This window comes from Elusimicrobiota bacterium, from assembly GCA_041658405.1.
Lineage (GTDB): Bacteria > Elusimicrobiota > UBA5214 > JBBAAG01 > JBBAAG01 > JBBAAG01.
Genome location: JBBAAG010000009.1, coordinates 16,888 through 39,466, shown reverse-complemented (window position 1 = coordinate 39,466; position 22,579 = coordinate 16,888). Strand labels below are relative to the sequence as shown.

Here is a 22,579-nt window from a genome sequence, read left to right as displayed (position 1 = left end):
GGTTTTGTGAAAAATAACAAAGGCGTAGTATTAATTCTGGTAATAATATTTAATGTGATACTTTCACTTACGGGATTGGCGTTTCTTTATATGTCCAGTAATGAACGAATATTTGTGCAGGATGAAGTTCAGCGTTACCGTGCTTTATACGTTGCGGAAGCAGGGTTTGAACGCGCTAAGTCGTGGTTACAGTGTTTGTCTCAGGATCAGAAGGTTGCGGGTGAAATTAATCCTTTTAACGGCGAGGTTATATTCGAACCCATCCCGGCTGCGGCACAAGGAAAGTATAGCGTGTCAATTGTGCCCGACAGCGGGAATTCAGGGAAAGTGGAAAAACTGTATGTGGTAACCTCATCCGGTTCGGTGGGTAATGTTATTAAAGTTATTAAAGCCAGGATAAAAATTGTTAATTTTGCGAGGTTCGCGTTTTTTAGTGATATGGAGTATCCCGGCGGGGCGACACATCTGGGAAATAACTGGAAGGATAGAATTTGGACAACTACAGCGGATATTTTTAGCGGGCCGGTACATTCTAATGACGAATTAAGTATCTGCGGGCAGCCGCAGTTCAGTAAGAACTTGTTGACTGGACGGTATGAGGTGTCCACGTCATCGGATATATTTTATTTTAATTGTAAACAAAGCAGGACAGATGGCGGGACCGGTGATCCGCTTAATCTGCCATCGGGTTTATACCCAAAAGTTGACCGTATAAATATGTTTAAAGACTGGAACCTGGCACGGTTAAAAAGTGTTGCGCAGACAAAAAGTGGGCTGGTTCTTGTTGGGGATCAGAATATTGTTTTGTATAATACTTACTTAACGCATAACGGTGCGTCATGGCCTATACCATCAGAGGCTAGTACTAGCGCGGCGTTAGTGTTTGTAACCGGTAATGTTACGATAAAGAGTAATAAAAACATTTCTGGAGAAGTGACGAAACTTCAGAGGTATTTGACAATAGTGTCTTCCGGTTCTTCAGCGGCTAATGGTAAAATGTTTGTTACCGGTAGTATTAATGTTGATACAAACACGTTGAGTAGCGAAGGAATGCTGGGTTTAGTTGCGAGTAATGATATTATTGTAAATGTTCCGGTATCGGAAAATCAGGTGGCTATTCAAGCGATAATGATGACTTACAAAAGTTTTTGGGCTGATGGGTGGGATACAAAGTTTAAACCGCCGACTAATCCTACAGCAGGATATGTCGGGATTAAGGGTGAAATAGATATCTTAGGAGGGTTGATACAGGGTGTAAGAAGTTGTGTCGGCCAGGCGTATGCATCGTCGTACGCGTCAGATTTAAAGACTGGGTACAAAAAAAATTTTGTGTATGACAAACGTGTGCTTAATAGGCAACCACCGTATTTCCCGCGGTATTTTGAAGTAAAACCGTTTGTGTGGTGGGAAGAACCGATGAAAAGGATTTAATTATTGTATGATAGGTATTGACATTGGATCGAGGTACATAAAGATGTGCCAGGCGCAAAAAGTTGGGGATGAGTATCGCATCCTTGCGGCTGTTATGTATGAGCTCCCGGTTAATCTTGAACCCGAAAAACTCGATAATGTGATTATTAATGCAATTAAGAAAATGTTGAAGTCCGACAGGTTTGTTACAAAAGATGTAGCAGTCTCCATTGGCGGCGGACAAGTACTTGTCCGTAAATTTCTTATTCCCGCATTGCCGGATAACGAGGTGGTAGAAGCGGTTAAGCTTGAAGCTGCACAGGTAACTTTTGTGCCGTTGGATACTATGAAAATAGACTGCCAGGTGTTAGGAAAGCCGGATGGTAAAAAAATTGAAGTGTTGTTCATCGGTGCACCAAAACAGTTGGTTGAAAGGCAGAAAGAAATTGTTAAGGCTGCGAATTTGAACCTGGCAATTGTAGACGTGGATAATTTGGCGTTGGCAAACAGTTTGTTTGCCGTTGCGCCGGAATGTAAAAAACAGTCAGTGTTACTACTGAACGTCGGGCATAGCCAGACGAATATTATTGTATTGGACCGGGGTAACCTGGGATTCTCAAAAAATACTAATTTTGGCGGTAAAAATATTACGGCTGAGGTACAGAAACAGTTAAAGATTACTTATGAGAAAGCGGAAAGTATAAAGGAACAGCCGCCTTTATGGAGTAAAAACGCGTTGGATATGAGGAGTGTTTTGAAAAACAGTACCGCTGACCTGGTAGAAGCTGTTTACCGGGCTATAGAGTATTGTACAACACAGAAAATTGTTAAAAGTGTAGACAAAATCCTTATGACCGGCGGGACTGCTAATATGGAAGGTTTGGATATGCTGCTTTCAGAAGCGTTGCATATGAGGGTTAACCGCTGGCAATCGTTGCTCAGGCTGGAAGGTAAGTGGAATAGAGAATTAGCGTCATTCATAAGCATAGCATTCGGGCTGGCGCTGCGGGAAAAGTAATGTATGTATAACATAAATCTTATCCGTGACGAGATAATGTCGCCGGATGTAAAAAAACAGTTGTTTTGGTATACACAGATTGTGATGGCGGTAGGTGTATCGATTTTGCTTGTGGTGATATACCAGTTTATATCATTAAATATCCAGCTGGTTGCGTGTGAAAAGAAAAGGAATGTGATTGAAACCAAGATTAAGGATTACGAAAGTAATCTTAATATCGGGGAGCTTATTTCCACCTGGTCAAAACAGGCGCAGCAGCTGCAAAACGTGGAAAAAGTTTTGAACGAACGGATTGTTCTGGCGGGCAGAATACAGGAACTCGGGTTATTGCTTCCTCAAAAAATGTGTATATTAAAAATTTCGTTTGAAAAACAGAGTAAGAATATGTTGTTAGAAGTTGCGGTAAGTTCAAAGGATGGTGAAGAGTTGAGCCAGGTTAAACAGTATATGGATTCATTAGAAAAAAGTAAGTATTTCAAACCCGGGGTTAAGCTTGAATCGCAGGAAGAAATTGTGTTGAAAGATAATGCTAAATTGTTCAGGATATCGGTGCCACTTGGAGAATAATGGCGGTATGGTATGAATTTTAATCAGTTCCAAATAAAGTGGTTGAAAACTATAGGGATTATTGCCGGGTCATACCTTGTTGTAATACTGTTAGTTGTAATAATAATTCTTAACCCTGCAGGGAAAAAACTTGATGACCTGCAGAGAAAAATCAAGGTTAAGGATAGTGATCTACAGATTTATAAATCATTATATCTGGAACAAGATTCTGAATCAATTAAAAATGAACAAGGTGAAATTCAGCGTATTGTTGATAAGTTCAGGAGTTACCTTATTCCGGATGAAAAGATAGAGTCTGTGTTTTTAAAGGAAATGGGTGTTCTCTGCAAACAGGCAGGGATTAAGTTGAACAGGATCAACCCGCTGGTGCCTGATGTAATGGTTGACCCGAATAATCCAATAAATCAGGTGAATCCTGATATAAAAACATGGGAGTTGGCGTTCGACGCTAATTATCAGCAGATAGGTGATTTCATAAGTTTACTTGAAAAAAACCAGTATTTCTGGGGTATAAACAGGTTGGTTATTGAAAGCGGGAAAGAAAATAAAAAGCATGGTGTTGTACTGAATGCGTTTACAATAATGTTGTCAACGAATGCTGCTGCAAACGCCGATGTAGTGAATAGCGTTGATTTGAGTAATGTTAATACTTTACGGGAAGTTATTAGTAAAACAAAAGATACTATTGTAAAAAGACAAAGTGAGCAGGTACAAAAATTTTATGCGGTTAAAGATCCGCTGTATTTTGCTAATACAATTTATGCGGTTGCGTCACAGCAAAGGAAGCAACAGCAGAAATCAAGCCCGCAGAAGCCTAGTTTGTCGTTACAGGGTATTATCTGGGATCCCGTGAAACCATTGGCTGTAGTGAATGATGTAACATTAAAAGAAGGCGATATGGTTAAGGGTGTGAAGATTCATAAAATACTTGATAAGGCAATATTGTGTGAGTGGGATGGAGAAGTGTTTGAGATAGAACTTAAATAAGGAGAAACTAACCGTGAAAAAAGCGTTAGCTGTATTATTAGGGATAATGATGTGCTTACCTATGAGTTATGCGGCTGAAGAAAAAATTACGCTGGGGTTTAATTCATCAGTAATGCTCGGAACTGTGCTTGATGTATTAAGTGCAAAAGGTAACCGAAAGTTTATTACCGATGCGCAGCTTTCAAGAAAAGAAGTTATTATTAACCTAAAGAATGTCACTATAGACGAGGCGCTTGACGCGCTGCTTGATATTTATGATTTGTATTATGTTAAACAGCCTAGCACAGATATTTATATTATTAAAAGTAAGGCGGAGGGAACTGTAACAACGGTATCACAAACCTTTTTCCTGAATTACGCATCGGCAAAGGATTTGGTTGCTGTATTAACGCCAAAACTTACCCGCGGAGGAACTATGAGCGCGGATGAGCGGACAAACTGTCTTATCGTTAACGATATGTCGGATAATATTGATAAGATAGGCGCGTTATTAAAAATGGTTGATATCCCGACTATGCAGGTGTTGCTGGAAGCAAAAATTGTTGATGTAAAAACCGATACTGCAATGAAATGGGGTATTGATATTTCCAATCTTTACCGCATGGGTACTTTTGTGCAGAATCCGTTGGAGTTTGAACGGAGGAAGATTTTGAGCGGGTTAGGGCAGAACTACGACCTCCTGCCTGCTGCTATCACTCCGGATGGGACTTATCAGCAGACATTTACACCGGGGTTGTCCGCAAGCGCGAAGTTTAAGTTCAATATTATACAGGATGGATACAACGTTGATGCGTTGATCGAAGCGATGAAGATGAATGGCGGGGCGAATGTGTTGAGTAACCCGAAACTGCTGGTTTTAAACAACGAAGAAGCGACGATACATATTGTGGATGAAGTGCCCTATGAAGAAAAAACTCAGACTGAAGACGGGAAAACAATGGTTTCCACGCAGTTTAAGGAAATAGGAATAAAGTTGCGTGTGAAACCGCAGATAAACCGGGATGGTACAATAGTATTGAATGTTACACCTGAACAAAGTTTTCGTACCGGCGAGTCACTGGGAAATGTGCCAATCATTAATACCAGCAAGGTAGCAACAACGTTTATGCTGAAGAACCGTGAGACCGCGGTTATCGGCGGATTGATACGAGTGACAGAGTCAAAGACTCAGTATAAAGTGCCGTTGCTGGGCGATATTCCGTATATCGGGTATCTTTTTCAAAAATATAGTAAGGAAACCGGGCGGACGGAATTAACAATATTTATTACTGCCAACATAGTTGAGCAGTAATAAGGTGAGAGTAGTGTTCATGAACAAAGTAAAGTATTTTATTGTTTTTATATCATTCATAGTTACTGTTTTTTCGGGTATAAACATTCACGCGGAACCCGGTGATCAAACACTTAAACAGGCAGTGGAGTTTATTGCTAAGAGTAAATCGGAAGAAGGGTTGCGTGAGCTTGATAAAATCATTTCTTCACCGGCGGTTGGGATGGAACTGAAAATCAAAGCGTATTTTTTAAAAGCTATGATGTTTGTAGACAGTGGAAAGAGAGATGCTGCTCAGGTGGTGTTGAGAAGTATGCTTAATTCCGGGCTCGGATATAATTACGATATGAAAAAATTACCGTTACAAGCTTGGAAGAATGCGAAGTTAGCGGAGTTATATGAAAAAACGAGGAAAGAGTTTGTTAAACGGGATAGTAAGCTCAGTGGACGAGCACTGGAAGATTTTAAGGATGCAAAAAAGGCGTATAGAAACCGGGATTATGAAAAAGCTAACCAGTTACTGGAAGCGTGTATGAGCGCGTGCCCGCAAAATAGTGATGTCGAAGGGTTAAAGTTGAAAATAGATGAGATACAGAAGAAACGGGAAGAAGTATTGATGGTACTGCCGGATGAGTTTTGTAAACGCGCATTAGCGTTTCTTTCCCGGGGAAATTTATTGGAAGCGTTATACGAAGCAAAACGCGCGTTAGTGATCAATCCGGAGCATCAGGAAGCAGAGGATGTTTATAAGGAAATCAATTCGCAGTTGAAGAGGTTTATCGACGAAAGTATTGAAGATGACGGTGATAAAGCAGAGTTCGAAAAAGCTGTGAAGTATTATCTCGAAGATGATATTGTCGTAGCAACTAAGATTTTTCGTAAACTCCAGTCCCGTGTCCCTAGCGTTTCTTTATACATAGATCTTGCAAACTATCATGCCATGGACAAAACTAATAAAAACCGCGCAGAGAAGTATTATAGAACAGCAGTTAGGGATATGGAACGGGGTGATTACCGTAAAGCCAGGGAAAATTTGTCAATAACACTGGGGTTGGATAAAACTATGGTTGATGCAAGGTGTATGTTGGCCGAAGTTGAGGTCATAATGGGTATAAGCAGTGTCGAAATAAAGGATTAGCGTCTCCTCCTTCTTTTGTTTATCTTATTGTCTTTTACTTGTATTTTTATTTATAATATAAGTATATTGGTCCTTAAAAATGTATGAATTGGGTAAAATATGCCCAGGGGCCTGCAATTGTTATTGGATCATGCCCGTAGTTGTTGTGTTAAACGGGATGTGTTGTGTTGTCGATACATAGGTATTATTTTGGTTCTTTATAGTATAAAGGCAGGGATAGGAGTGTTGTAGAAAGGGAAAAATATGCGTAAACCGTTAATTGCCGGAAATTGGAAGATGTACAAAACAGTGAGTGAAGCAGCAGCTATGCTCAATGATTTTAAAGCAAAAGTTGCGGATGTTAAAGATGCCGAGATCGTTATCTGCCCGGTCTATACGTCGTTAGTGGAAGCCGTAAAGGTCACCAAGGGAAGTAATGTTATGATCGGCGCACAGGATGTTTACTGGGAAAAAGAAGGTGCGTTTACCGGTCAAGTGTCACCTCAGATGATAAAGGATGTAGGGTGTACCCACACGCTTATAGGTCATTCTGAACGGCGGCAGTATTTTGGTGAAACTAATGAAACTGTAAATAAAAAGGTTAAGGCTGCGCTTGCTTCGGGATTGATACCTATAATGTGTGTCGGTGAAACATTGGCGGAACGCGAGAAAGGTAATACTTTCAACGTTGTGGAATCACATACAGCAGGCGGGCTTGCGGGATTATCTGCGGAAGATGCAAGGAAGCTTGTAATAGCGTATGAACCTGTCTGGGCGATCGGGACTGGGAAAACCGCAACGCCTGCACAAGCTGAGGAAGTTCATAAATTTATCCGCGGTGTACTTGAAAAACTTTATGACAAAAATACTGCTGAAAGTATGCGTATACTCTACGGCGGGTCAGTGAAACCTGAAAATATTGGTGATCTTATGTCACAAGCGAATATTGACGGCGGCCTTGTCGGAGGAGCGAGTTTGAAAGCGGATTCGTTTGCGCAAATCGTGAAGTTTAAAATATAGTATTTTTTTTGGAAAGACGCAGAGAGGTTTTTATGGTGAATGAAAAAAGATTGATTTTAGCTAATATTTCGAACCGCCACATGCATCTGTCACAACAGGATCTTGAAATTTTGTTTGGTAAAGGAGCGGTGTTGACAAATATTCGTGACCTCGTTCAGCCGGGACAGTTCGCAGCTAAGGAAAAGGTTAATTTAGTAGGGTCAAAACGTGAACTTAAGGATGTACGCGTTGTTGGCCCGGTACGATCAAAAACACAGGTGGAAATATCAAAGACCGAAGCTATTTCTATTGGTGTAAACCCACCGGTACGTGAATCAGGAGATCTTAATGGGTCGGCTAAGATAAAACTTGTCGGGCCAAAGGGTGAGGTTGTGATCAATGAAGGATGTGTTATAGCGAAAAGGCATGTGCATTTTACCCCGGTGGATGCTGAGAAATTTGGGATTAAGGATAAACAGCTGGTTTGGGTGAAAGCCGGGATTGGTACCGGAAGGGAGACAATCTTTGCTGATGTAGTATGCCGTGTACGTTCAGATATGGCACTTGAGTGCCATATAGATACCGATGAGGCTAATGGCTGCGGGTTGGTTAACGGAGATAAGGTTGAGCTTATCACAAAACTTGAATGCAAGGAATAACGGGTACTAATGAGGAAATGAAGATTGTTATTGGTACTGATCATCGCGGGGTGGCGGTAAAAAATGAGTTACGGAAGTACTTAAGCACAAAAGGTTTTGATGTTACCGACGCGGGGACGAATAGCGTGGAATCATGTGACTACCCTGACTACGCGTTTGTCGTAGCGGAACATGTATCAAAAAAACTTGCTGACCGCGGAGTACTTGTTTGTGGGTCAGGTATAGGGATGAGTATCGCTGCAAATAAGGTTGATGGTATACGTGCGGCATTATGCCTTACTCCACTCGCAGCACAGAGGTCGGTAGAGCATAATAATGCTAATGTTTTGGTTGTATCCGCGGATTTTACGTCAATTGAAGATATGAAAAAAATTGTTGATACATGGTTCACTGCAGGTTTTACCGGTGGGAGGCATGAGAGGCGGATTAATAAAATTGCAGAGTATGAACAGCAAAGGTGTAAGAAATTAAAATAAATATTTTATGGAGTGTATGTTTAAAATGAAAAAAAATGTCAGGATCGTATTACTCTCAATTTTTGTGTTAACATTTCCCGGGCAGTATTGCGCGGGCGTAGATGTTGATACGCCTGAACTTGTGCAGGCTGCAGTTGGGTATGCAAATACCGGGCAGTATGCTAAAGCTATAGAAGAGTTTAAGAAAGTTGTGGAAAAAGACCCTGGAAATTTTCAGGCAACACTGGGATTAGGGATTGTTTATACCCATACCGGTGAGTATGCGCTAGCACAAAAGTTTTTGGAGTTGGCAGTGGCAGCACAGGTGGAATCATTAGCGGCAAGGTATTCTCTGGCGTTGGTATACGACAAAAACGGTAACTGGCAGCAGGCAGCAGAACAGTGGTTAAAAGTTGCCGGATTGACAAAGGATAAGAAAACACGGGAACTTGCGGAAAAGCATTATAACCAGGCTAAGTTTGAAGCTGAACAAACGAAGCCCGGGCAGAAATAGTTTTACGGTATATTAAATGAAAAAAATACTAGTCATTTTTTGTTTTATCGCGGTTACATTCCAGTTTTCCTGTACCGGGCAGTATACAATGGGGATACGGCAGGATTATAATTTTAATGGGATAAAGTCGGTTGGAATTACAGAATTTACACCGTCAGGTAGTGTGTCTTCATCCGGTAAAATTGTGCAGGATGCGTTTGTACGGTACCTGTTGAGCAAAGGCGTGGATGTTAAAATTGTTAACACAAAAACAGGGGATGAACTTACTAATGCGCGGCTTGCAGGGGTTACTGTGTTGATCACCGGCAGTGTTATTGAGTTTCAGCCGGACCGCAAGTATCTCGTGTATCTAGGGGAAGATAATAGTCCTAATACCCAAAAAGTTGTGCATGTATCGTCGCAGCTGACTGAGATTCCAGGATCGAATATTTATGGCCGCGGGCCGGCGTTCGGGGTGGAAGGAAAAAGTGAGATCTTGGTCTCCAACGCTACCGTAGGTGTGTCGGCGAATATGATCGATACTCAGACCGGTAGTGTTATATGGTCAAATAATTATGTGTATGAAGGACTTGACCTGCAAGGAACACTTGATGGTTTAGTGCGGTACCTTATGCGCACATTAAAGAGTTTTTGGCCATCAGTGGCATAAATAATATTTTATTAAACGTTTGTTTAAGGAGTATATAGAACGGATGAGTAACGCGGATCTTGCCAGAATGATAGACCACACGGTTTTAAAAGCCGATGCTACGGAAGATGATATCGCGAAATTGTGTGAGGAAGCAAAAAAATATGGTTTTTTTAGTGTATGCGTTAACCCGTCAAATATATCCGCGGCGAAAAGGTTCTTGCACGGGTCACAAGTGAAGGTTTGTACTGTCATCGGGTTTCCTTTAGGTGCAACAACTACAAAAGCTAAAGTGGAAGAAACAAGAGACGCGGTTTCTTTAGGCGTTAATGAGGTGGATATGGTAATGAATATAGGCGCGATGAAATCGCGGAAGTATGCTTATGTACTTGAAGATATCCGCGCGGTAAAAGAAACAGCGGGGGAGTTGGTCCTGAAAGTTATTCTTGAAACGTGTTATCTCACAGATGATGAAAAGGTTTATGCGTGCAAGTTAGCAAAAGAAGCAGGTGCGGATTTTGTTAAAAACTCCACAGGGTTTGGTACCAGCGGTGTGTCTGAGAAAGATATTAAACTAATGCGTAAAACTGTGGGAGAAGAGATGGGCGTAAAAGCATCAGGCGGAGTGAAGACCCGTGAGATTGCAATGATAATGGTTGCCGCCGGTGCAACACGGATCGGTACGTCATCAGGAGTTACTATTGTCTCAGCAGATTAATCTAAGCACAGGAGCTGAATATTAAAGAATGTTAACCCGTTGGAGGTTAGTCAAAGCGCCTACGGCGCGGGATGCTCAAAGGTACAAACTTCAGTTAAACGCTGATGATTTGGAACTATTGAGCATTATCCGTAAACTTCCGGGAAGTTGCGGGAGGCCGTTCCCGTGTAAAGACGAGGGGTTTAATTGGGAATTTCATATCTACAGTGTTGACGAAGAAACAAGGAAAAGTGTTGAAAAAATTTTGGAATCCATCGCAGGGCCGCAGTATTCTGCTGCTGCACAACAGCCTCCTGCACCTCCTTTTACAGCAGTGCCTGCAACAACAATTAATGTTGATATAAAGAATAGAGAAGAAAAGCATACTATTGAAGTAAATATTCCGCCAGCATCACGGCCGGCGGTATCTAATATTATTACTCAGGTTGATCCCAAGGTAGTGGAAGAGTTAAAAGTAATAAAAAATAAGCATACCGAGTTTACGAAAGAACTTACTCAGCGGCAAAAAGAAATTGATGAGCTTAAACAAAAATTATCGGAAAAAGATGATGTCCTTATTAAACAAGTAAAGTCGGAAAAAGAAAATATTGACAGCCAGAGCGTAGAGCAAAAACAAAAACTTGAACAGGAACGTGAACAGTTAAGGACAAATATCAGCCAACAGGAAGATGAACTTCACGGGTTGAAGAAGTTGTTGGAAGAAAAAATGGTTGCGCTTGAGCAGGATAAGAAAAACCAAGAAGAAATGATGGCAAAGATCAAGCAGGAACGCGACCGTACAATGGCGGAGCTTAAGGATGAATACCAGGCGCAGGTACAGAAGCTGATGGCTGAAAAACAGCAGGTTGAAACACAAGCACGAGCACAGGTACAGGCGCAGATACAACAGTTACAGACACAACAGCAGCAGTTGGAACATGCACAGGCACAGGCGCAGGTGGATGCTGCGCGGGTACAGATACGGCAGGCGCAACAACAACAGCAGCAATTACAGCAACAAAAGTTGAAGCCAAAAACAACATCTACAACACCGTTACCCCAGGACGATGACCCGTTTTGGTCGTTACAGTTAAACCAGAGATATACATTTGATGAATTTATTGTCGGGCCGAATAACCGGTTTACCCATGCCGCTGGGATGGCAGTTGCGGAAAATCCCGGGAAAATATATAACCCTCTGTTCATTTATGGCGGGGTGGGATTAGGTAAGACGCATTTAATGCAGGCAATAGCGCATTACGTAAAAAAACGGATCCCTGAAACACGGATAATGTATGTTACTACCGAAAAATTTACCGGTGAAGTGATTGAGGCGATCCGGCGGGGAAAATTGCAGGAGTTTCGCGACCATTACCGTATGCTTGACTTGTTACTTGTCGACGATGTACAGTTTCTCGCAACATCTGAGTCAACACAGGAAGAGTTTTTCCATACCTTCAATATCCTGTATGAGAACGGAAAACAAATTGTTCTGACGTCCGACCGGCCACCTAAGATGCTGCAGTCGCTTGAAGACCGTATACGTTCACGGTTTGAATGGGGCCTGATTGCAGATATTAAATCACCTAACCTTGAAACCCGGGTGGCAATACTAAAGAAAAAAGGTGAGTCTGAGAACTTGAATTTGGAAGATAATATCTTGTTGTATATAGCAAGTAAGTTGAAGTCAAATATCCGCGAGCTTGAAGGATGTTTAAAACGTATCAGCGCGTATGCTACGCTTACGGGGCAGGAAGTAAATATGGAACTTGTAAAAAGCGTGGTTAAGGATTTAATACCAGATGATGAAGAAGAACTTATGTTGAAACAACAGGCCGGGCATACACCTCTGCCACAATATCCTCCTCAAAGCGTACAAGTGCCCCGGCAAGTGACACCGATTCCGCAGGTGTATAATATCCCACAGGCTCCTCAAGGACAGGGAGTGGTATCAATCGCGCCTGAACTTAGGCAGCAACAACCGCCGCTGCCGCCACAACAACAGCCCGTAGCGCAACCGCCGCAAGTACCGACGAGTGTTCAGCATGTAGTTGCGCCGGGAATACCATATAATTTAACGCCTGGGCAGCCGCAACCTGTCCCGCAACAACAAGTACCGCCGCCGCCACCGCCACCACCGGTAAAACCTATCCCGCAGATGAAGCCTATGCCTATGATGACGCAGCAGCCTCAACAAGCTTCACGTTCCAGCGGAGTGAGTAATGTCGTGGAAGTTGCGTATTTTTATCCCGAAAAAAAGGAAAAGGAATATGAAACCGTTCGTAATAAATTTAGCGATGTAATTAAAAAGCATAAACTGAAACTTGCGTTAGAATGCATATTTGAACGCGCGTATCCTGTGGTTGGAAAGATAAACTATGCGTTCTTTATTGAGTTATGCAAAACAAATAAGGTGAAAGTAGCTATCGTGCTTGGCCCGCCGCCGGATGTTGAGATGAATGTTACCGATTTCTCAAATTTGCTTGCTGCAATGATGGAAGATGAAGGGATATCACTGCAGTTTATGCCGTTTAACGAACTGGGGAAAGAATATAAGTATTTAAACCTTGCGCTGGATATTACATTGATTAAGCATCGTGAGTTAACCAAATGAAGCACCGCCAGGTACTTTTCTGGAAACTGTTAGTACTGACTATTATACCGTTGATTCTTGTTGATGGTATTGTGATTACAGTATTTTCAAACTTTTTTTATCGAAGGTTTGAAGCAGAAATTAACGCACGGTTGATTGACAAAGGAAATTCAGTTGTTGTGCAGGTGCTGCCATTATTAAAAAAAATCAACTCTGCAAGTAATAATGCTGGTTCTGTTAAGGAACGTGAGATTCTTGTTGATATATTAACTCAGCTTGCTCCGCCGGATACGGTATGCGAGCTCAAGGTATTTGATATAAATAATAGATTGGTTGCTGATAAGATTAATCATCAGCAACATGCTGCCCGCGAGTTTAGTTTTACTTTCCCGGTTAATGATTCCGGTACGGTTGTTGGTAATGTGCTGATGAGGTTGAAGCTTGAGAAGTTCTATCATGACCTTTTTGTTATTCAGATGCAATTAATGCTGTTTCTCTCAGCTATTGCACTCATAATTCTTGCAGTCATAATGTTTATTGTTCTTAAATTCAGTATATCGGATACTGTTATCCAGGCGGCAGAAGATATCGATGCGTACCTCAAAGGAGATGGTCAGCGTAGAATAAAGAAATATTCGGGCGATGAAATCGGATATTTAATGCAGAACGTGAATGGAATACTTGATTATTCCACTGAAACAAGGAATACGATTGAGACACTTATGCGGGGGATGAGGGTACTGACTTCAAAACTTGATATTGAAGAGATATTTTCAAGAATGGTGGAACTTATATGTCAGCGCTATGACAATGTTTCCTGTGCTGTGTTTACTGCTTCGGTTGATGGGCGGGTGAGGGTAAGGAAATCCGTAAATTTATCACCTGATTTTGTTGATAACTACAAGGTTGGGGTTGATGAAGGGCGCATAGGCGCTGCGCTTGACAAAATGGCGGTTGAAAAGGTGGATAACGTTGCAGAAGACAAGAATGAAGTACTCTATGATGTACTAATAAAAGAAGGTATTGGTTCATATGTATATTTACCGATAATAGTTATGGGTCAATCGTTTGGCCTGGTGGCTATATATTCCCGTAAAAAAGAGGGTTTCACAAAAGAAATGGTGAACGAAATGACGGTTTTGGTTGAGTATTTAAATGAAGCGCTGCGCAGTGCTAAGTTGTATGAACAGGCGCAGGAGGCTAATAATAAATTACAGACCGAAGTTTCAGTCACAACTAAAGAGTTATCCCAAACAAATTATCGGCTTGTTCAGCGCGTACGGCAGTTACACACTCTATACGACCTTGCAATTAATACATCGGCTATACTAGACCTGCCGACAATGATGGATACTATTGTAAAAAAGATTAAAGAATTGCTGAATGTGGAAACTGTAGGGATTTTACTTTTGGATCAGGAAAAAGAAAAGTTGGAACTTCAAAAGTCGGGGTTTAACCTGACTGATGATCAGGTAAGCCGCGTTATGGTGAATCTAAAAACCCAGGCGTCAACGGTATCTTCTGCGATATTTTCTTCCGGCCAGTCATTTATGAGTAATGATCCGGTAAAGGATAATATTCAGTTTTCTGAGTATGAAAATATTATAAAAATAGAATCCGTTATTCTTTCAGCTTTATCGGTGAATAATCAGCCGTTAGGGTTGTTGGTTGTTGCAAACAAATTGATGGATAAGTTTAATCAGGAAGACATGAGGTTGCTGTCAATCCTTATATCCTGGATGGCGGAGATGATACAGAATGTAAGATTGTATGCGGAGCTGCAACAGAGGCTCCATGACCTCAATGTCATGCATGAACTTTCCGCGTCTATTGAGTCTGACCCTGTGCTGTCGGAAACTTTAGGGAAGATATTGGGGATAATCTCACGTTCGTTTGAAGGGGATAACTGCGCAATATTGTTGTTAAACAATAAAACCGGTGAGCTTGAACTCCAGGGGAGTGGGGCAAATATAAAAGAAGGTACGGATGCCAGGAGTTTTTCTGCTGAGGTTTTCAGGACAGGGAAAGCGGTGGTTGAAAATAATGCGCAGGTATCTTCGAAAAGTCACGGGTATCAGCTGAATGAAAACGTTAATGCGTTAATGATTTTTCCGTTGGCAGTGGAAGCTCATAATATAGGTGTTTTGCAGATAACGTCCGGTAAAACAGGACGGTTCGGGCGTGATATGGTAAAACTGGGAAAGCACTTGGCGGATCAGGCGGCGGTGATCATAGAAAACGCGAGGTTGTACGGGCGATTGCAGGATATGAATAAAGATCTGGAACGGTTGAATAAGGTAAAGAACGAGTTTATCTCTATCGTAAGCCATGAACTGCGTACCCCGTTGACCGCGTTAAAAGGTTTTGTCGGTGTGTTGTTGGAAGAGGAGGCCGGGGAGATTAATGACCAGCAACGTAAGTTTTTGATGATTGTAGAAAATTCTATTGAACGCTTGAGCTTGTTAATAAATGACCTCTTGGATATTTCACGGATAGAAACCGGGCAGTTAAAAATGGTGTTAAGCAGTATTGATTTGTATGAAGTGGTTGATAGCGCGGTTGAAAACTTTTCTACACAGGTTAAAGATAAGGAACTTGTGTTAAAATCCGAAGTAATGAAAGGTATATTTGTTTTTGGCGACCGCCTGCGGCTTGGGCAGGTAGTGGATAATTTGATTAATAATGCCATAAAATTTACACCGCGGGGAGGGTTGATTACTGTTAAGACTGAACCTCGGGGAAGTTATGTGTGTGTGATAATAAAGGATACAGGTATAGGTATTCCAGTTGAAGAAAAGGATAAAGTGTTTGATAAGTTTTATCAGGTGGATAGTTCGTACAGCCGTCAAATCGGAGGTACAGGATTAGGTTTAGCTATTGCTAAGTCTATCGTTGAACTGCATGGCGGAAAAATTTGGGTGGAATCCGAACCGGAGCACGGTGCGGAATTTAAGTTTATGCTGAAGCTATCAGAATCTAAGAGCCCTGCATCTAAAAAGGAAGGCCGTACAGTTGAAAAAGTTGTATAATCATATTGTACTTTGACAAAAATAATATGCCCCCATCGACTAGTGGCCTAGGTCACCAGGCTCTCAATCTGGTAACACGGGTTCGAATCCCGTTGGGGGCAGATACTTACAGGTTTGAGACAGTAATAATTATTAACAAAAAAAACAGGGTTTAAGCACTAAGGATGAGGTTATGTATATGCGGACAATAAATACAGGAAAAGTAGCAGCTGCGGTTGAGCGGTTGTATGGCGAGTGTAACCGTGGTATCGGCAAAAAAATTTATGAATTACTCAAGCGTGCTGCTTTAACTGAAAAAGGTAAACTGCAGAAGTATATTTATTCTTTGATGCTTGAAAATATTAGTATCGCAAAAAAAGATGGCGTGCCGTTATGCCAGGATACCGGATTTCCTGTAGTGTTCATTGATTTAGGGCAGGGGGTACGCCTTACCGGCGGTAGTATTCAGGCTGCGGTAAATACCGGCCTTGCGCGTGCTGTAAAAAAGTATTCGCTCCGAGAATCAGTGATTAATGATCCTGTGGTACGGAATCCTCTCGAAAAAGTTAAGGATTGGGGCGCAGTACATATTGAGATCGTTCCCGGGAATAAAGTAAAAATAGCTTTACTGGTTAAAGGCGCGGGGAGTGAGAATAAAAGTGTTGCGTGTATGTTAACCCCCGGAGGTAATATAAAAGAAAAAGTCGGGAAGTATGTAGTTGACGCTGTGCGTTTCGCTGGGAGTAGTGCATGCCCGCCGGTAGTGGTGGGTGTTGGGCTTGGAGGGTGTTTGGATACCGCGGCGGTACTGTCGAAAAAAGCGTTGTTGCGTAAAGTAGGAAGCAAGAACAGTAAAAGTGTTTATGCAATAATGGAAAAAAATATTATCCGGGAGATTAATAAATCAGGTATCGGTGTACACGGGTTCGGTGGGAAAGTTACGGCATTAGCGGTATTTATTGAACAAAAGCCGTGTCATATCGCGTCCTTACCCGTGGCGGTGAGTATTAACTGTTACCTCCATCGTACGGGCGAGGTGGTGTTATGATCACTCCGCGGAAAGTTGGGTTGCCGCTAAATAAAGACGTTATCCGGGGATTAAAAGCCGGAGAGGTTGTTGAACTTTACGGTACAGTGTATACCGCCAGGGATGCTGCACACAAGAAGTTGGTTGATACATTAAAGAATGGTGGCCGTATACCTTTGAAACTTAAAGGCGCGGTGTTATATTACTGCGGCCCCACCCCTGCGCTAAAAGGTAAACTTATAGGTTCCTGCGGGCCGACTACCAGCGGGAGAATGGATGAGTATACTCCGTTATTGTTATCCCGCGGGATAGCCGCGGTTATCGGGAAAGGACGGCGTTCTGATAAAACAAAAAGCGCGTTTAAAAAATATGGTGCGGTGTATTTTATCGCGGTTGGTGGTTGCGGGGCGTTGTATTCCAGGTGCATAAAGAAATGCCGTGTTGTTGCGTATCCGGAACTGGGGACTGAAGCTGTACGCGAGTTGGTTATAGAAAAGTTTCCCGTAGTTGTGGGGATAACACCCGGGCGAAGGGATATTACCGATAAATGAATAGCTTAAGTAAAGTTGTTGCAATTGATGTAGGTAATACAAAAACCGCGTTTGCTGAATTTCGTGGAAAGAAAGTTGTTAATAAATATGTGATACTTAACCAAGAACTCCGGACGAATAAAGGTATTGCGCGTTTACAGAAAATATTGGGTGAAATGAAACCAAAACCAGCGACAGTCTTTGTTTCAAGCGTAGTTCCGGGATTGACTAAAATAATTAAAAACGTGTGTTCACGTACAACAGATATTAAGTTGCGTATTCTTAATGTGAACTCTGTAACAACTGTTTTACCGGTGAGATACAAAAACTCGGATAAACTCGGGATTGACCGTTTGATGGGTGCTGTTGCGGGTAAGGTGTTATACGGTGCGCCATGTATTGTTATTGATGCTGGGACGGCGTTAACATTTAACATTGTTGATAGTACAGGACGGTTTATCGGCGGGTATATTTTACCCGGGATGCAGACCGCTGCGGGTGCGTTGCCTAAGAGTACAGCACAGTTGCCTACGGTTGAGCTGAAAAAATTTGGGGTGGGTCATAAAATAAGGATAGGATCATCAACAAAAGAGTGTATTGGATTTGGGATAATCTATGGGTATCGCGCGTTAGTTGACGGTTTAGTGCAAAAACTTAGGAAGCGATACGGGAAAAACATAAAAGTTGTGCTTACCGGTACTGCGGGTAAATTGTTCAGGTTTGTAGGTAATAGCGTTTATGATCCGATACTGGTGTTAAAGGGTATAGGTTTTGTAGGTATCAAGATAGAGTGTCAAAATGTAATAAGGTGAGTGTTGACACATAAGCAGCGATATTGATAAACTATTTATAATATAGTAAATAACAACAAAGTGTCTGGGAGGTTTGTTCTAATGCCAAAAAAAATTGTTGCTGTAACTGATAATAAAAGTGTTATACAGAATATTCAAAAGTCTTTACACGGAAAAGATATTGCGTTGATTGAAGCTACCAGCGGCGAGATGGGTGCAAGTTTTGCGTTTACCGAATCGCCGGATCTTATTATTGCAGATAATGATCTTAAAGATTTGCCTGGTGTGAAGTATGTACAGCGTGTAAAAGCGGATGCCAATATCGCAACCGTACCCATAATTATTATTCTTAGTAAACCTGACCCGGCGGTACAGGAAATGATTAAACTCGGGGTGACTGAGTTTTTGGTTAACCCGTTTGAAAAAAATGATTTAATTGACGCAATCGACCGTACTATCGGTACTCTGGCGAAGTCAGATGAGGGAACGATTAATATTGAACCTCAGAAAGCGGCGGGGTTTAGTTCTGATGCAACGGTTGTTATAAAACCGGGGATGATTAACAAGAAACCGGTTACGGATACTGTCGAAACACCGCCGTCTGTAAAATCGGCAGATAAAATGCCAATACCGTCGAGTGACGGAAAAACTATGAAGTTATCAGATACATTGTCGGGGTTTACCCCGCCTTCAGTAGGTGCAACGCCGCCACCAGCTGCATCAAAGGGGTTTGGTACAGCAGTTCCAGAGAGTGGTGCTACGGTGGTTTTATCCGCAAAAGAGTTGTTAACGCAGATGAACTCTGCAAAAAAAGACGGGATCGGGATGGGTGATACACAAGCTACTCCGCCTCATGCACAGCCTGAGAAGTCTGCCTGGGGTTCATCATCGCCTACTTTGAAATCAGTTTTTGGTGTTTCTACCCCGCAACCTACAGCAGCAGTGAAAACTTCAATTTTTGATACTGCGCCGGCACAAGTGCCGCCAACTGTAAAATCGCCGGAGGCTAAGGAAGTAACACCTACACATAAACAGGTAAACTCAGTGTTTGATATTGGTACGATAAAAGCTACAGAGCCAGCTGCAGAAACATCGGTACCGGCGGCACCAAAGATTGAAATTGAGCATACCGCGTTTAAGCCCGCTGCGAAATCAGTGTTTGATACGCCGGCAAAAGCGGAAGGGTTGGAGGTGTTCAGTACACCCAAGAAACAAATATTTAATCTCGGTGAGGATATGAAGGTTGATATCGAACATACGTCGTTATCACCGGAAAAATCTGAAGAAAAACCTGCTGTCGAAACCAGTAAACCGTCAGGATTTACTTTTGGTGTAGAACCCGAGCCTACACCCGTGCAAGAGGCTGAGAAAGCGGTAGAATCGTCATTAAATCCCGCACCGTTAGAACAAGCGCAGGCACAGATACAGGAAAATATTGAGACTCAGGTTAATGAACTTCAGCCGGTAATTTCTGAACCCGCCGTAGAGTTTCCCGGTTTGAATATAGATGTGCAATCGTTTGCTGCTGGTGATAAGGAACAAAAGAATGAAGAAGAAGCCGGGGAAGAACTTTCACAGCCAAAATGTTTTTATGTAAAGTTTAATTCCAGCAAAAATATGTTTGCTTTGATGAAGGGTTTACTGGAAAATATGAGAGAAGAAGAACTTGATAATGTTTTAAAAGCGCTGGTTACTGATAAAAAACCTATATTATTATTATTTGAAGCGTCTTCTTCTGTCCTGGGAGGAGGAACGTCGGGGTTGCGCAGTGCAGTAAAAGCTGTTTTTGGCGACGATGCGCCGATAGTGATTGTGAAAAAAGAAAACGCAGGGATTTTGCCTAAGCTTACTGATACTACCGGTGTTAAAGTAGTTGAACTTAACGCTGTAGTAAAGAAATAGTATTTCAAAAAATTGTTCTTGACAGGTTACGTATCATTTACTAAAATTTAGCACTCTAGACATAAGAGTGCTAAATTATTTGAAACTGTTTTGAGTTTAATGCATCTATAGTAGTTGAAAAAACCATAACAAATTGTGGTTTAAGGTTTAAGGGGAGGAGGAAGGAAGTAAGGTATGAAAATGAAACCGCTAGGTGATCGTGTAATTGTAGAACCGATGGAGGAGAAGGAAGAAAAGAAAGGGAATATTATTATTCCCGATACAGCAAAGGAAAAGCCGCAGCGCGGGAAAATCGTAGCTACAGGCCCGGGTAAACGTACAGAAGACGGTAAGTTGTTACCGATGGATGTCGTTGATGGCGATGAAATCCTGTACGGCAAATATTCAGGTACTGAAATTAAGCTTGATGGTAAAGAATACCTTATCATGCACCAGGAAGATATTCTTGGCGTAATGGAAAAAGGTAAGTAAGAGTAAATAAATAATTATTAGAATAGGGAGGGGTTAGCAGAAATGGCAAAACAATTGAAATTTGCGGATGACGCAATGAAATCGCTTAAACGCGGCGTGGACCAGTTGGCGAACGCTGTGAAAGTAACGCTTGGCCCGCGCGGGCGGTATGTGGTATTGGATAAGAAATTTGGCTCGCCGACAGTTACAAACGACGGCGTAACCATCGCGAAAGATATTGAGCTCGAAGAACCGTTTGAAAACATGGGTGCGGAACTCGTGAAAGAAGTAGCCTCGAAGACTAACGATATCGCCGGTGACGGGACAACCACCGCAACGGTGTTAGCTCAGATATTTATTGCCGAAGGTATGCGCAATATTACTGCCGGAGCGAATCCTGTGCATATAAAACGCGGGATTGATAAGGCTGTGGAAGCAGTAGTAGCAGAAATTAAGGCAAAAGCGAAACCTGTAAAATCGGATAAAGACGAGATCGCGCAAATCGCGTCAATCTCAGCGAATGATAAGGAAATCGGGAAACTTTTAGCGGATGCAATTTCTAAAGTCGGGAAAGACGGGGTTATTACGGTAGAAGAAGGTAAGACTGCTGAGACTATGGTGGATATAGTTGAAGGTATGCAGTTTGACCGCGGATACTTATCTCCGTACTTCATAACAAACGGAGAGACTATGGTAGCGGAACTCGAAGATCCGTATATTATTATCACTGACAAAAAAATCAGTGCAATGAACGATATGCTGCCGTTGCTTGAGAAAGTTGCGCAGACCGGTAAGATGTTCGTTATTATTGCGGAAGATATTGAGGGAGAAGCGTTAGCAACACTGATCGTTAACAAAATCCGCGGGACATTGAAATGCGCTGCAGTTAAGGCGCCTGGGTTTGGCGACCGCAGAAAAGAAATGTTGCAGGATATCGCGGTGCTTACCGGCGGAACAGTTATTTCTGAAGAAATCGGTGTGAAGCTCGATAAAGTCGGGCTTGATATGCTTGGAACATGTTCCAGCGTGAAGATCGATAAGGAAAACACAACGATCGTTGGCGGTAAAGGTAAGAAAAAAGGGATTGAAGACCGGATCTCACAGATTCGTAAACAAATCGAAGATTCAACATCGGATTATGATAAAGAAAAATTGCAGGAACGGTTAGCGAAACTCGTTGGCGGAGTAGCGGTTATCAAGGTCGGTGCAGCGACAGAGACCGAGATGAAGTCAAAGAAGTATAAAGTTGAAGACGCAATGCATGCTACCCGCGCGGGCTTGGAAGAAGGAATCGTTCCCGGTGGTGGAGTATTGTTGCTCAACTGTCAATCCGCGTTGGATGTACTTAAGGCTGTGGATCATGATGAACAGACCGGGATTAACATTGTCCGCCGTGCGCTTGAAGAGCCTATACGCCAGATCGCGGAAAACGCAGGGCTTGAAGGGTCGGTTGTAGTGAATAAAATACGTACCAGCCCGATAGGGTTCGGCCTTGATGCGGAAACCGGGGAATATGTGGATATGATAAAATCCGGGATCGTGGATCCTGCAAAAGTGGTGCGTACTGCTTTGCAGAACGCGGCGTCAATCTCCGGGTTGTTATTGACAACAGAAGTGTTGATCACTGATATTCCTGAGAAAAAAGATAAGATGCCGGCAATGCCGCCCGATGGCGGCGGGATGTATTAATCCCAGCTGAAGCGTAAAAGTAATAGCGCGTGGGGGAGAGAACGTGTTTTTCTCCTCTACGCGCTTTTTTGTTAGATGTTAGGGGACGCTACTTCAAAAGTTTCAGTTTTTACTGAAAAGCATTAACAAAATTTAGTAAAGCGAGCGCCGGCGATGCTCGCTCCATAATTCCGACGTTGCGTCGGAATTAAAATCCGCTCGCATCACACGTCACTCGCTTTGTTACCTTTTTATTTACCGCATACATTAACAAATAAAATAATAGCTT

At 42.2% G+C, this 22,579-nt stretch carries 19 protein-coding genes, 1 tRNA gene and 1 pseudogene; all 21 read left to right on the top strand.

Annotation, left to right across the window (positions count from 1 at the left end):
* Positions 1-6: 6 nt before the first annotated feature.
* The 21 genes and pseudogenes from WC955_03230 to groL all read left to right on the top strand — a co-directional run bounded on the left by WC955_03230 (position 7) and on the right by groL (position 22,311).
* Entirely contained in the window at positions 7-1,431 is a 1,425-nt protein-coding gene (locus tag WC955_03230) for a pilus assembly PilX N-terminal domain-containing protein (protein MFA5858059.1), read from the top strand.
* Between the two features lie 7 nt (positions 1,432-1,438).
* On the top strand, positions 1,439-2,428 hold the full coding sequence (gene pilM / locus WC955_03225) for a type IV pilus assembly protein PilM (GenBank protein ID MFA5858058.1): 990 nt from the start codon (positions 1,439-1,441) through the stop codon (positions 2,426-2,428).
* A 3-nt stretch (positions 2,429-2,431) separates the two neighbouring features.
* Positions 2,432-2,995 carry a hypothetical protein gene (locus WC955_03220; protein ID MFA5858057.1) on the top strand — a complete coding sequence of 188 codons (564 nt, stop codon included), beginning with the start codon at positions 2,432-2,434 and terminating at the stop codon, positions 2,993-2,995.
* 12 nt (positions 2,996-3,007) lie between these two features.
* Positions 3,008-3,982: a hypothetical protein gene (locus tag WC955_03215; GenBank protein MFA5858056.1), complete on the top strand. Its 975-nt coding sequence runs from the start codon at positions 3,008-3,010 to the stop codon at positions 3,980-3,982.
* Positions 3,983-3,995: 13 nt separating this feature from the next.
* Entirely contained in the window at positions 3,996-5,273 is a 1,278-nt protein-coding gene (locus WC955_03210; GenBank protein MFA5858055.1) for a secretin N-terminal domain-containing protein, read from the top strand.
* A gap of 19 nt (positions 5,274-5,292) precedes the next feature.
* A complete protein-coding gene (locus tag WC955_03205) occupies positions 5,293-6,390 on the top strand; it encodes a hypothetical protein (GenBank protein MFA5858054.1) in 1,098 nt (365 codons plus the stop codon).
* A 243-nt stretch (positions 6,391-6,633) separates the two neighbouring features.
* A complete protein-coding gene (gene tpiA, locus WC955_03200) occupies positions 6,634-7,389 on the top strand; it encodes a triose-phosphate isomerase (protein MFA5858053.1) in 756 nt (251 codons plus the stop codon).
* 32 nt (positions 7,390-7,421) lie between these two features.
* The gene (locus tag WC955_03195; protein ID MFA5858052.1) at positions 7,422-8,027 is read left to right on the top strand and encodes a phosphate propanoyltransferase; all 606 of its coding nucleotides are present in this window, start codon (positions 7,422-7,424) and stop codon (positions 8,025-8,027) included.
* A 17-nt stretch (positions 8,028-8,044) separates the two neighbouring features.
* Positions 8,045-8,503, top strand: a complete 459-nt coding sequence (rpiB, locus tag WC955_03190; GenBank protein ID MFA5858051.1) for a ribose 5-phosphate isomerase B — start codon at positions 8,045-8,047, stop codon at positions 8,501-8,503.
* Positions 8,504-8,528: 25 nt separating this feature from the next.
* On the top strand, positions 8,529-8,996 hold the full coding sequence (locus WC955_03185) for a tetratricopeptide repeat protein (protein MFA5858050.1): 468 nt from the start codon (positions 8,529-8,531) through the stop codon (positions 8,994-8,996).
* A gap of 16 nt (positions 8,997-9,012) precedes the next feature.
* Positions 9,013-9,645 (top strand): hypothetical protein, encoded by a 633-nt coding sequence (locus WC955_03180; GenBank protein ID MFA5858049.1) that lies wholly within the window; start codon positions 9,013-9,015, stop codon positions 9,643-9,645.
* A gap of 43 nt (positions 9,646-9,688) precedes the next feature.
* On the top strand, positions 9,689-10,342 hold the full coding sequence (gene deoC, locus WC955_03175; protein MFA5858048.1) for a deoxyribose-phosphate aldolase: 654 nt from the start codon (positions 9,689-9,691) through the stop codon (positions 10,340-10,342).
* A gap of 28 nt (positions 10,343-10,370) precedes the next feature.
* A pseudogene (gene dnaA / locus WC955_03170) lies at positions 10,371-12,131 on the top strand (chromosomal replication initiator protein DnaA).
* Between the two features lie 800 nt (positions 12,132-12,931).
* Entirely contained in the window at positions 12,932-15,943 is a 3,012-nt protein-coding gene (locus tag WC955_03165; GenBank protein MFA5858047.1) for an ATP-binding protein, read from the top strand.
* A 28-nt stretch (positions 15,944-15,971) separates the two neighbouring features.
* Positions 15,972-16,044: transfer RNA gene (locus tag WC955_03160), tRNA-Glu, on the top strand.
* A gap of 77 nt (positions 16,045-16,121) precedes the next feature.
* Complete coding sequence (locus WC955_03155; GenBank protein MFA5858046.1) at positions 16,122-16,970, top strand: fumarate hydratase; 849 nt, start codon at positions 16,122-16,124, stop codon at positions 16,968-16,970.
* Positions 16,967-17,500 (top strand): FumA C-terminus/TtdB family hydratase beta subunit, encoded by a 534-nt coding sequence (locus WC955_03150; GenBank protein ID MFA5858045.1) that lies wholly within the window; start codon positions 16,967-16,969, stop codon positions 17,498-17,500. Before WC955_03155 ends, WC955_03150 begins: the two co-directional genes overlap by 4 nt.
* On the top strand, positions 17,497-18,291 hold the full coding sequence (locus WC955_03145; GenBank protein MFA5858044.1) for a type III pantothenate kinase: 795 nt from the start codon (positions 17,497-17,499) through the stop codon (positions 18,289-18,291). The genes WC955_03150 and WC955_03145 overlap by 4 nt, the downstream gene beginning before the upstream one ends.
* A gap of 81 nt (positions 18,292-18,372) precedes the next feature.
* Positions 18,373-20,172: a response regulator gene (locus WC955_03140; GenBank protein ID MFA5858043.1), complete on the top strand. Its 1,800-nt coding sequence runs from the start codon at positions 18,373-18,375 to the stop codon at positions 20,170-20,172.
* Positions 20,173-20,346: 174 nt separating this feature from the next.
* The gene (gene groES, locus WC955_03135) at positions 20,347-20,643 is read left to right on the top strand and encodes a co-chaperone GroES (protein ID MFA5858042.1); all 297 of its coding nucleotides are present in this window, start codon (positions 20,347-20,349) and stop codon (positions 20,641-20,643) included.
* Positions 20,644-20,685: 42 nt separating this feature from the next.
* Positions 20,686-22,311 (top strand): chaperonin GroEL, encoded by a 1,626-nt coding sequence (gene groL / locus WC955_03130; GenBank protein MFA5858041.1) that lies wholly within the window; start codon positions 20,686-20,688, stop codon positions 22,309-22,311.
* The last annotated feature ends 268 nt before the right edge of the window (positions 22,312-22,579 follow it).

Bases quoted from the DNA above. Each gene is read 5' to 3' on its own strand.
- pilM (MFA5858058.1), top strand. From the start codon at position 1,439: ATGATAGGTATTGACATTGGATCGAGGTACATAAAGATGTGCCAGGCG.
- WC955_03220 (MFA5858057.1), top strand. From the start codon at position 2,432: ATGTATAACATAAATCTTATCCGTGACGAGATAATGTCGCCGGATGTA.
- WC955_03215 (MFA5858056.1), top strand. From the start codon at position 3,008: ATGAATTTTAATCAGTTCCAAATAAAGTGGTTGAAAACTATAGGGATT.
- WC955_03205 (MFA5858054.1), top strand. From the start codon at position 5,293: ATGAACAAAGTAAAGTATTTTATTGTTTTTATATCATTCATAGTTACT.
- tpiA (MFA5858053.1), top strand. From the start codon at position 6,634: ATGCGTAAACCGTTAATTGCCGGAAATTGGAAGATGTACAAAACAGTG.
- WC955_03195 (MFA5858052.1), top strand. From the start codon at position 7,422: ATGGTGAATGAAAAAAGATTGATTTTAGCTAATATTTCGAACCGCCAC.
- rpiB (MFA5858051.1), top strand. From the start codon at position 8,045: ATGAAGATTGTTATTGGTACTGATCATCGCGGGGTGGCGGTAAAAAAT.
- WC955_03185 (MFA5858050.1), top strand. From the start codon at position 8,529: ATGAAAAAAAATGTCAGGATCGTATTACTCTCAATTTTTGTGTTAACA.
- WC955_03180 (MFA5858049.1), top strand. From the start codon at position 9,013: ATGAAAAAAATACTAGTCATTTTTTGTTTTATCGCGGTTACATTCCAG.
- deoC (MFA5858048.1), top strand. From the start codon at position 9,689: ATGAGTAACGCGGATCTTGCCAGAATGATAGACCACACGGTTTTAAAA.
- WC955_03165 (MFA5858047.1), top strand. From the start codon at position 12,932: ATGAAGCACCGCCAGGTACTTTTCTGGAAACTGTTAGTACTGACTATT.
- WC955_03155 (MFA5858046.1), top strand. From the start codon at position 16,122: ATGCGGACAATAAATACAGGAAAAGTAGCAGCTGCGGTTGAGCGGTTG.
- WC955_03150 (MFA5858045.1), top strand. From the start codon at position 16,967: ATGATCACTCCGCGGAAAGTTGGGTTGCCGCTAAATAAAGACGTTATC.
- WC955_03145 (MFA5858044.1), top strand. From the start codon at position 17,497: ATGAATAGCTTAAGTAAAGTTGTTGCAATTGATGTAGGTAATACAAAA.
- WC955_03140 (MFA5858043.1), top strand. From the start codon at position 18,373: ATGCCAAAAAAAATTGTTGCTGTAACTGATAATAAAAGTGTTATACAG.
- groES (MFA5858042.1), top strand. From the start codon at position 20,347: ATGAAAATGAAACCGCTAGGTGATCGTGTAATTGTAGAACCGATGGAG.
- groL (MFA5858041.1), top strand. From the start codon at position 20,686: ATGGCAAAACAATTGAAATTTGCGGATGACGCAATGAAATCGCTTAAA.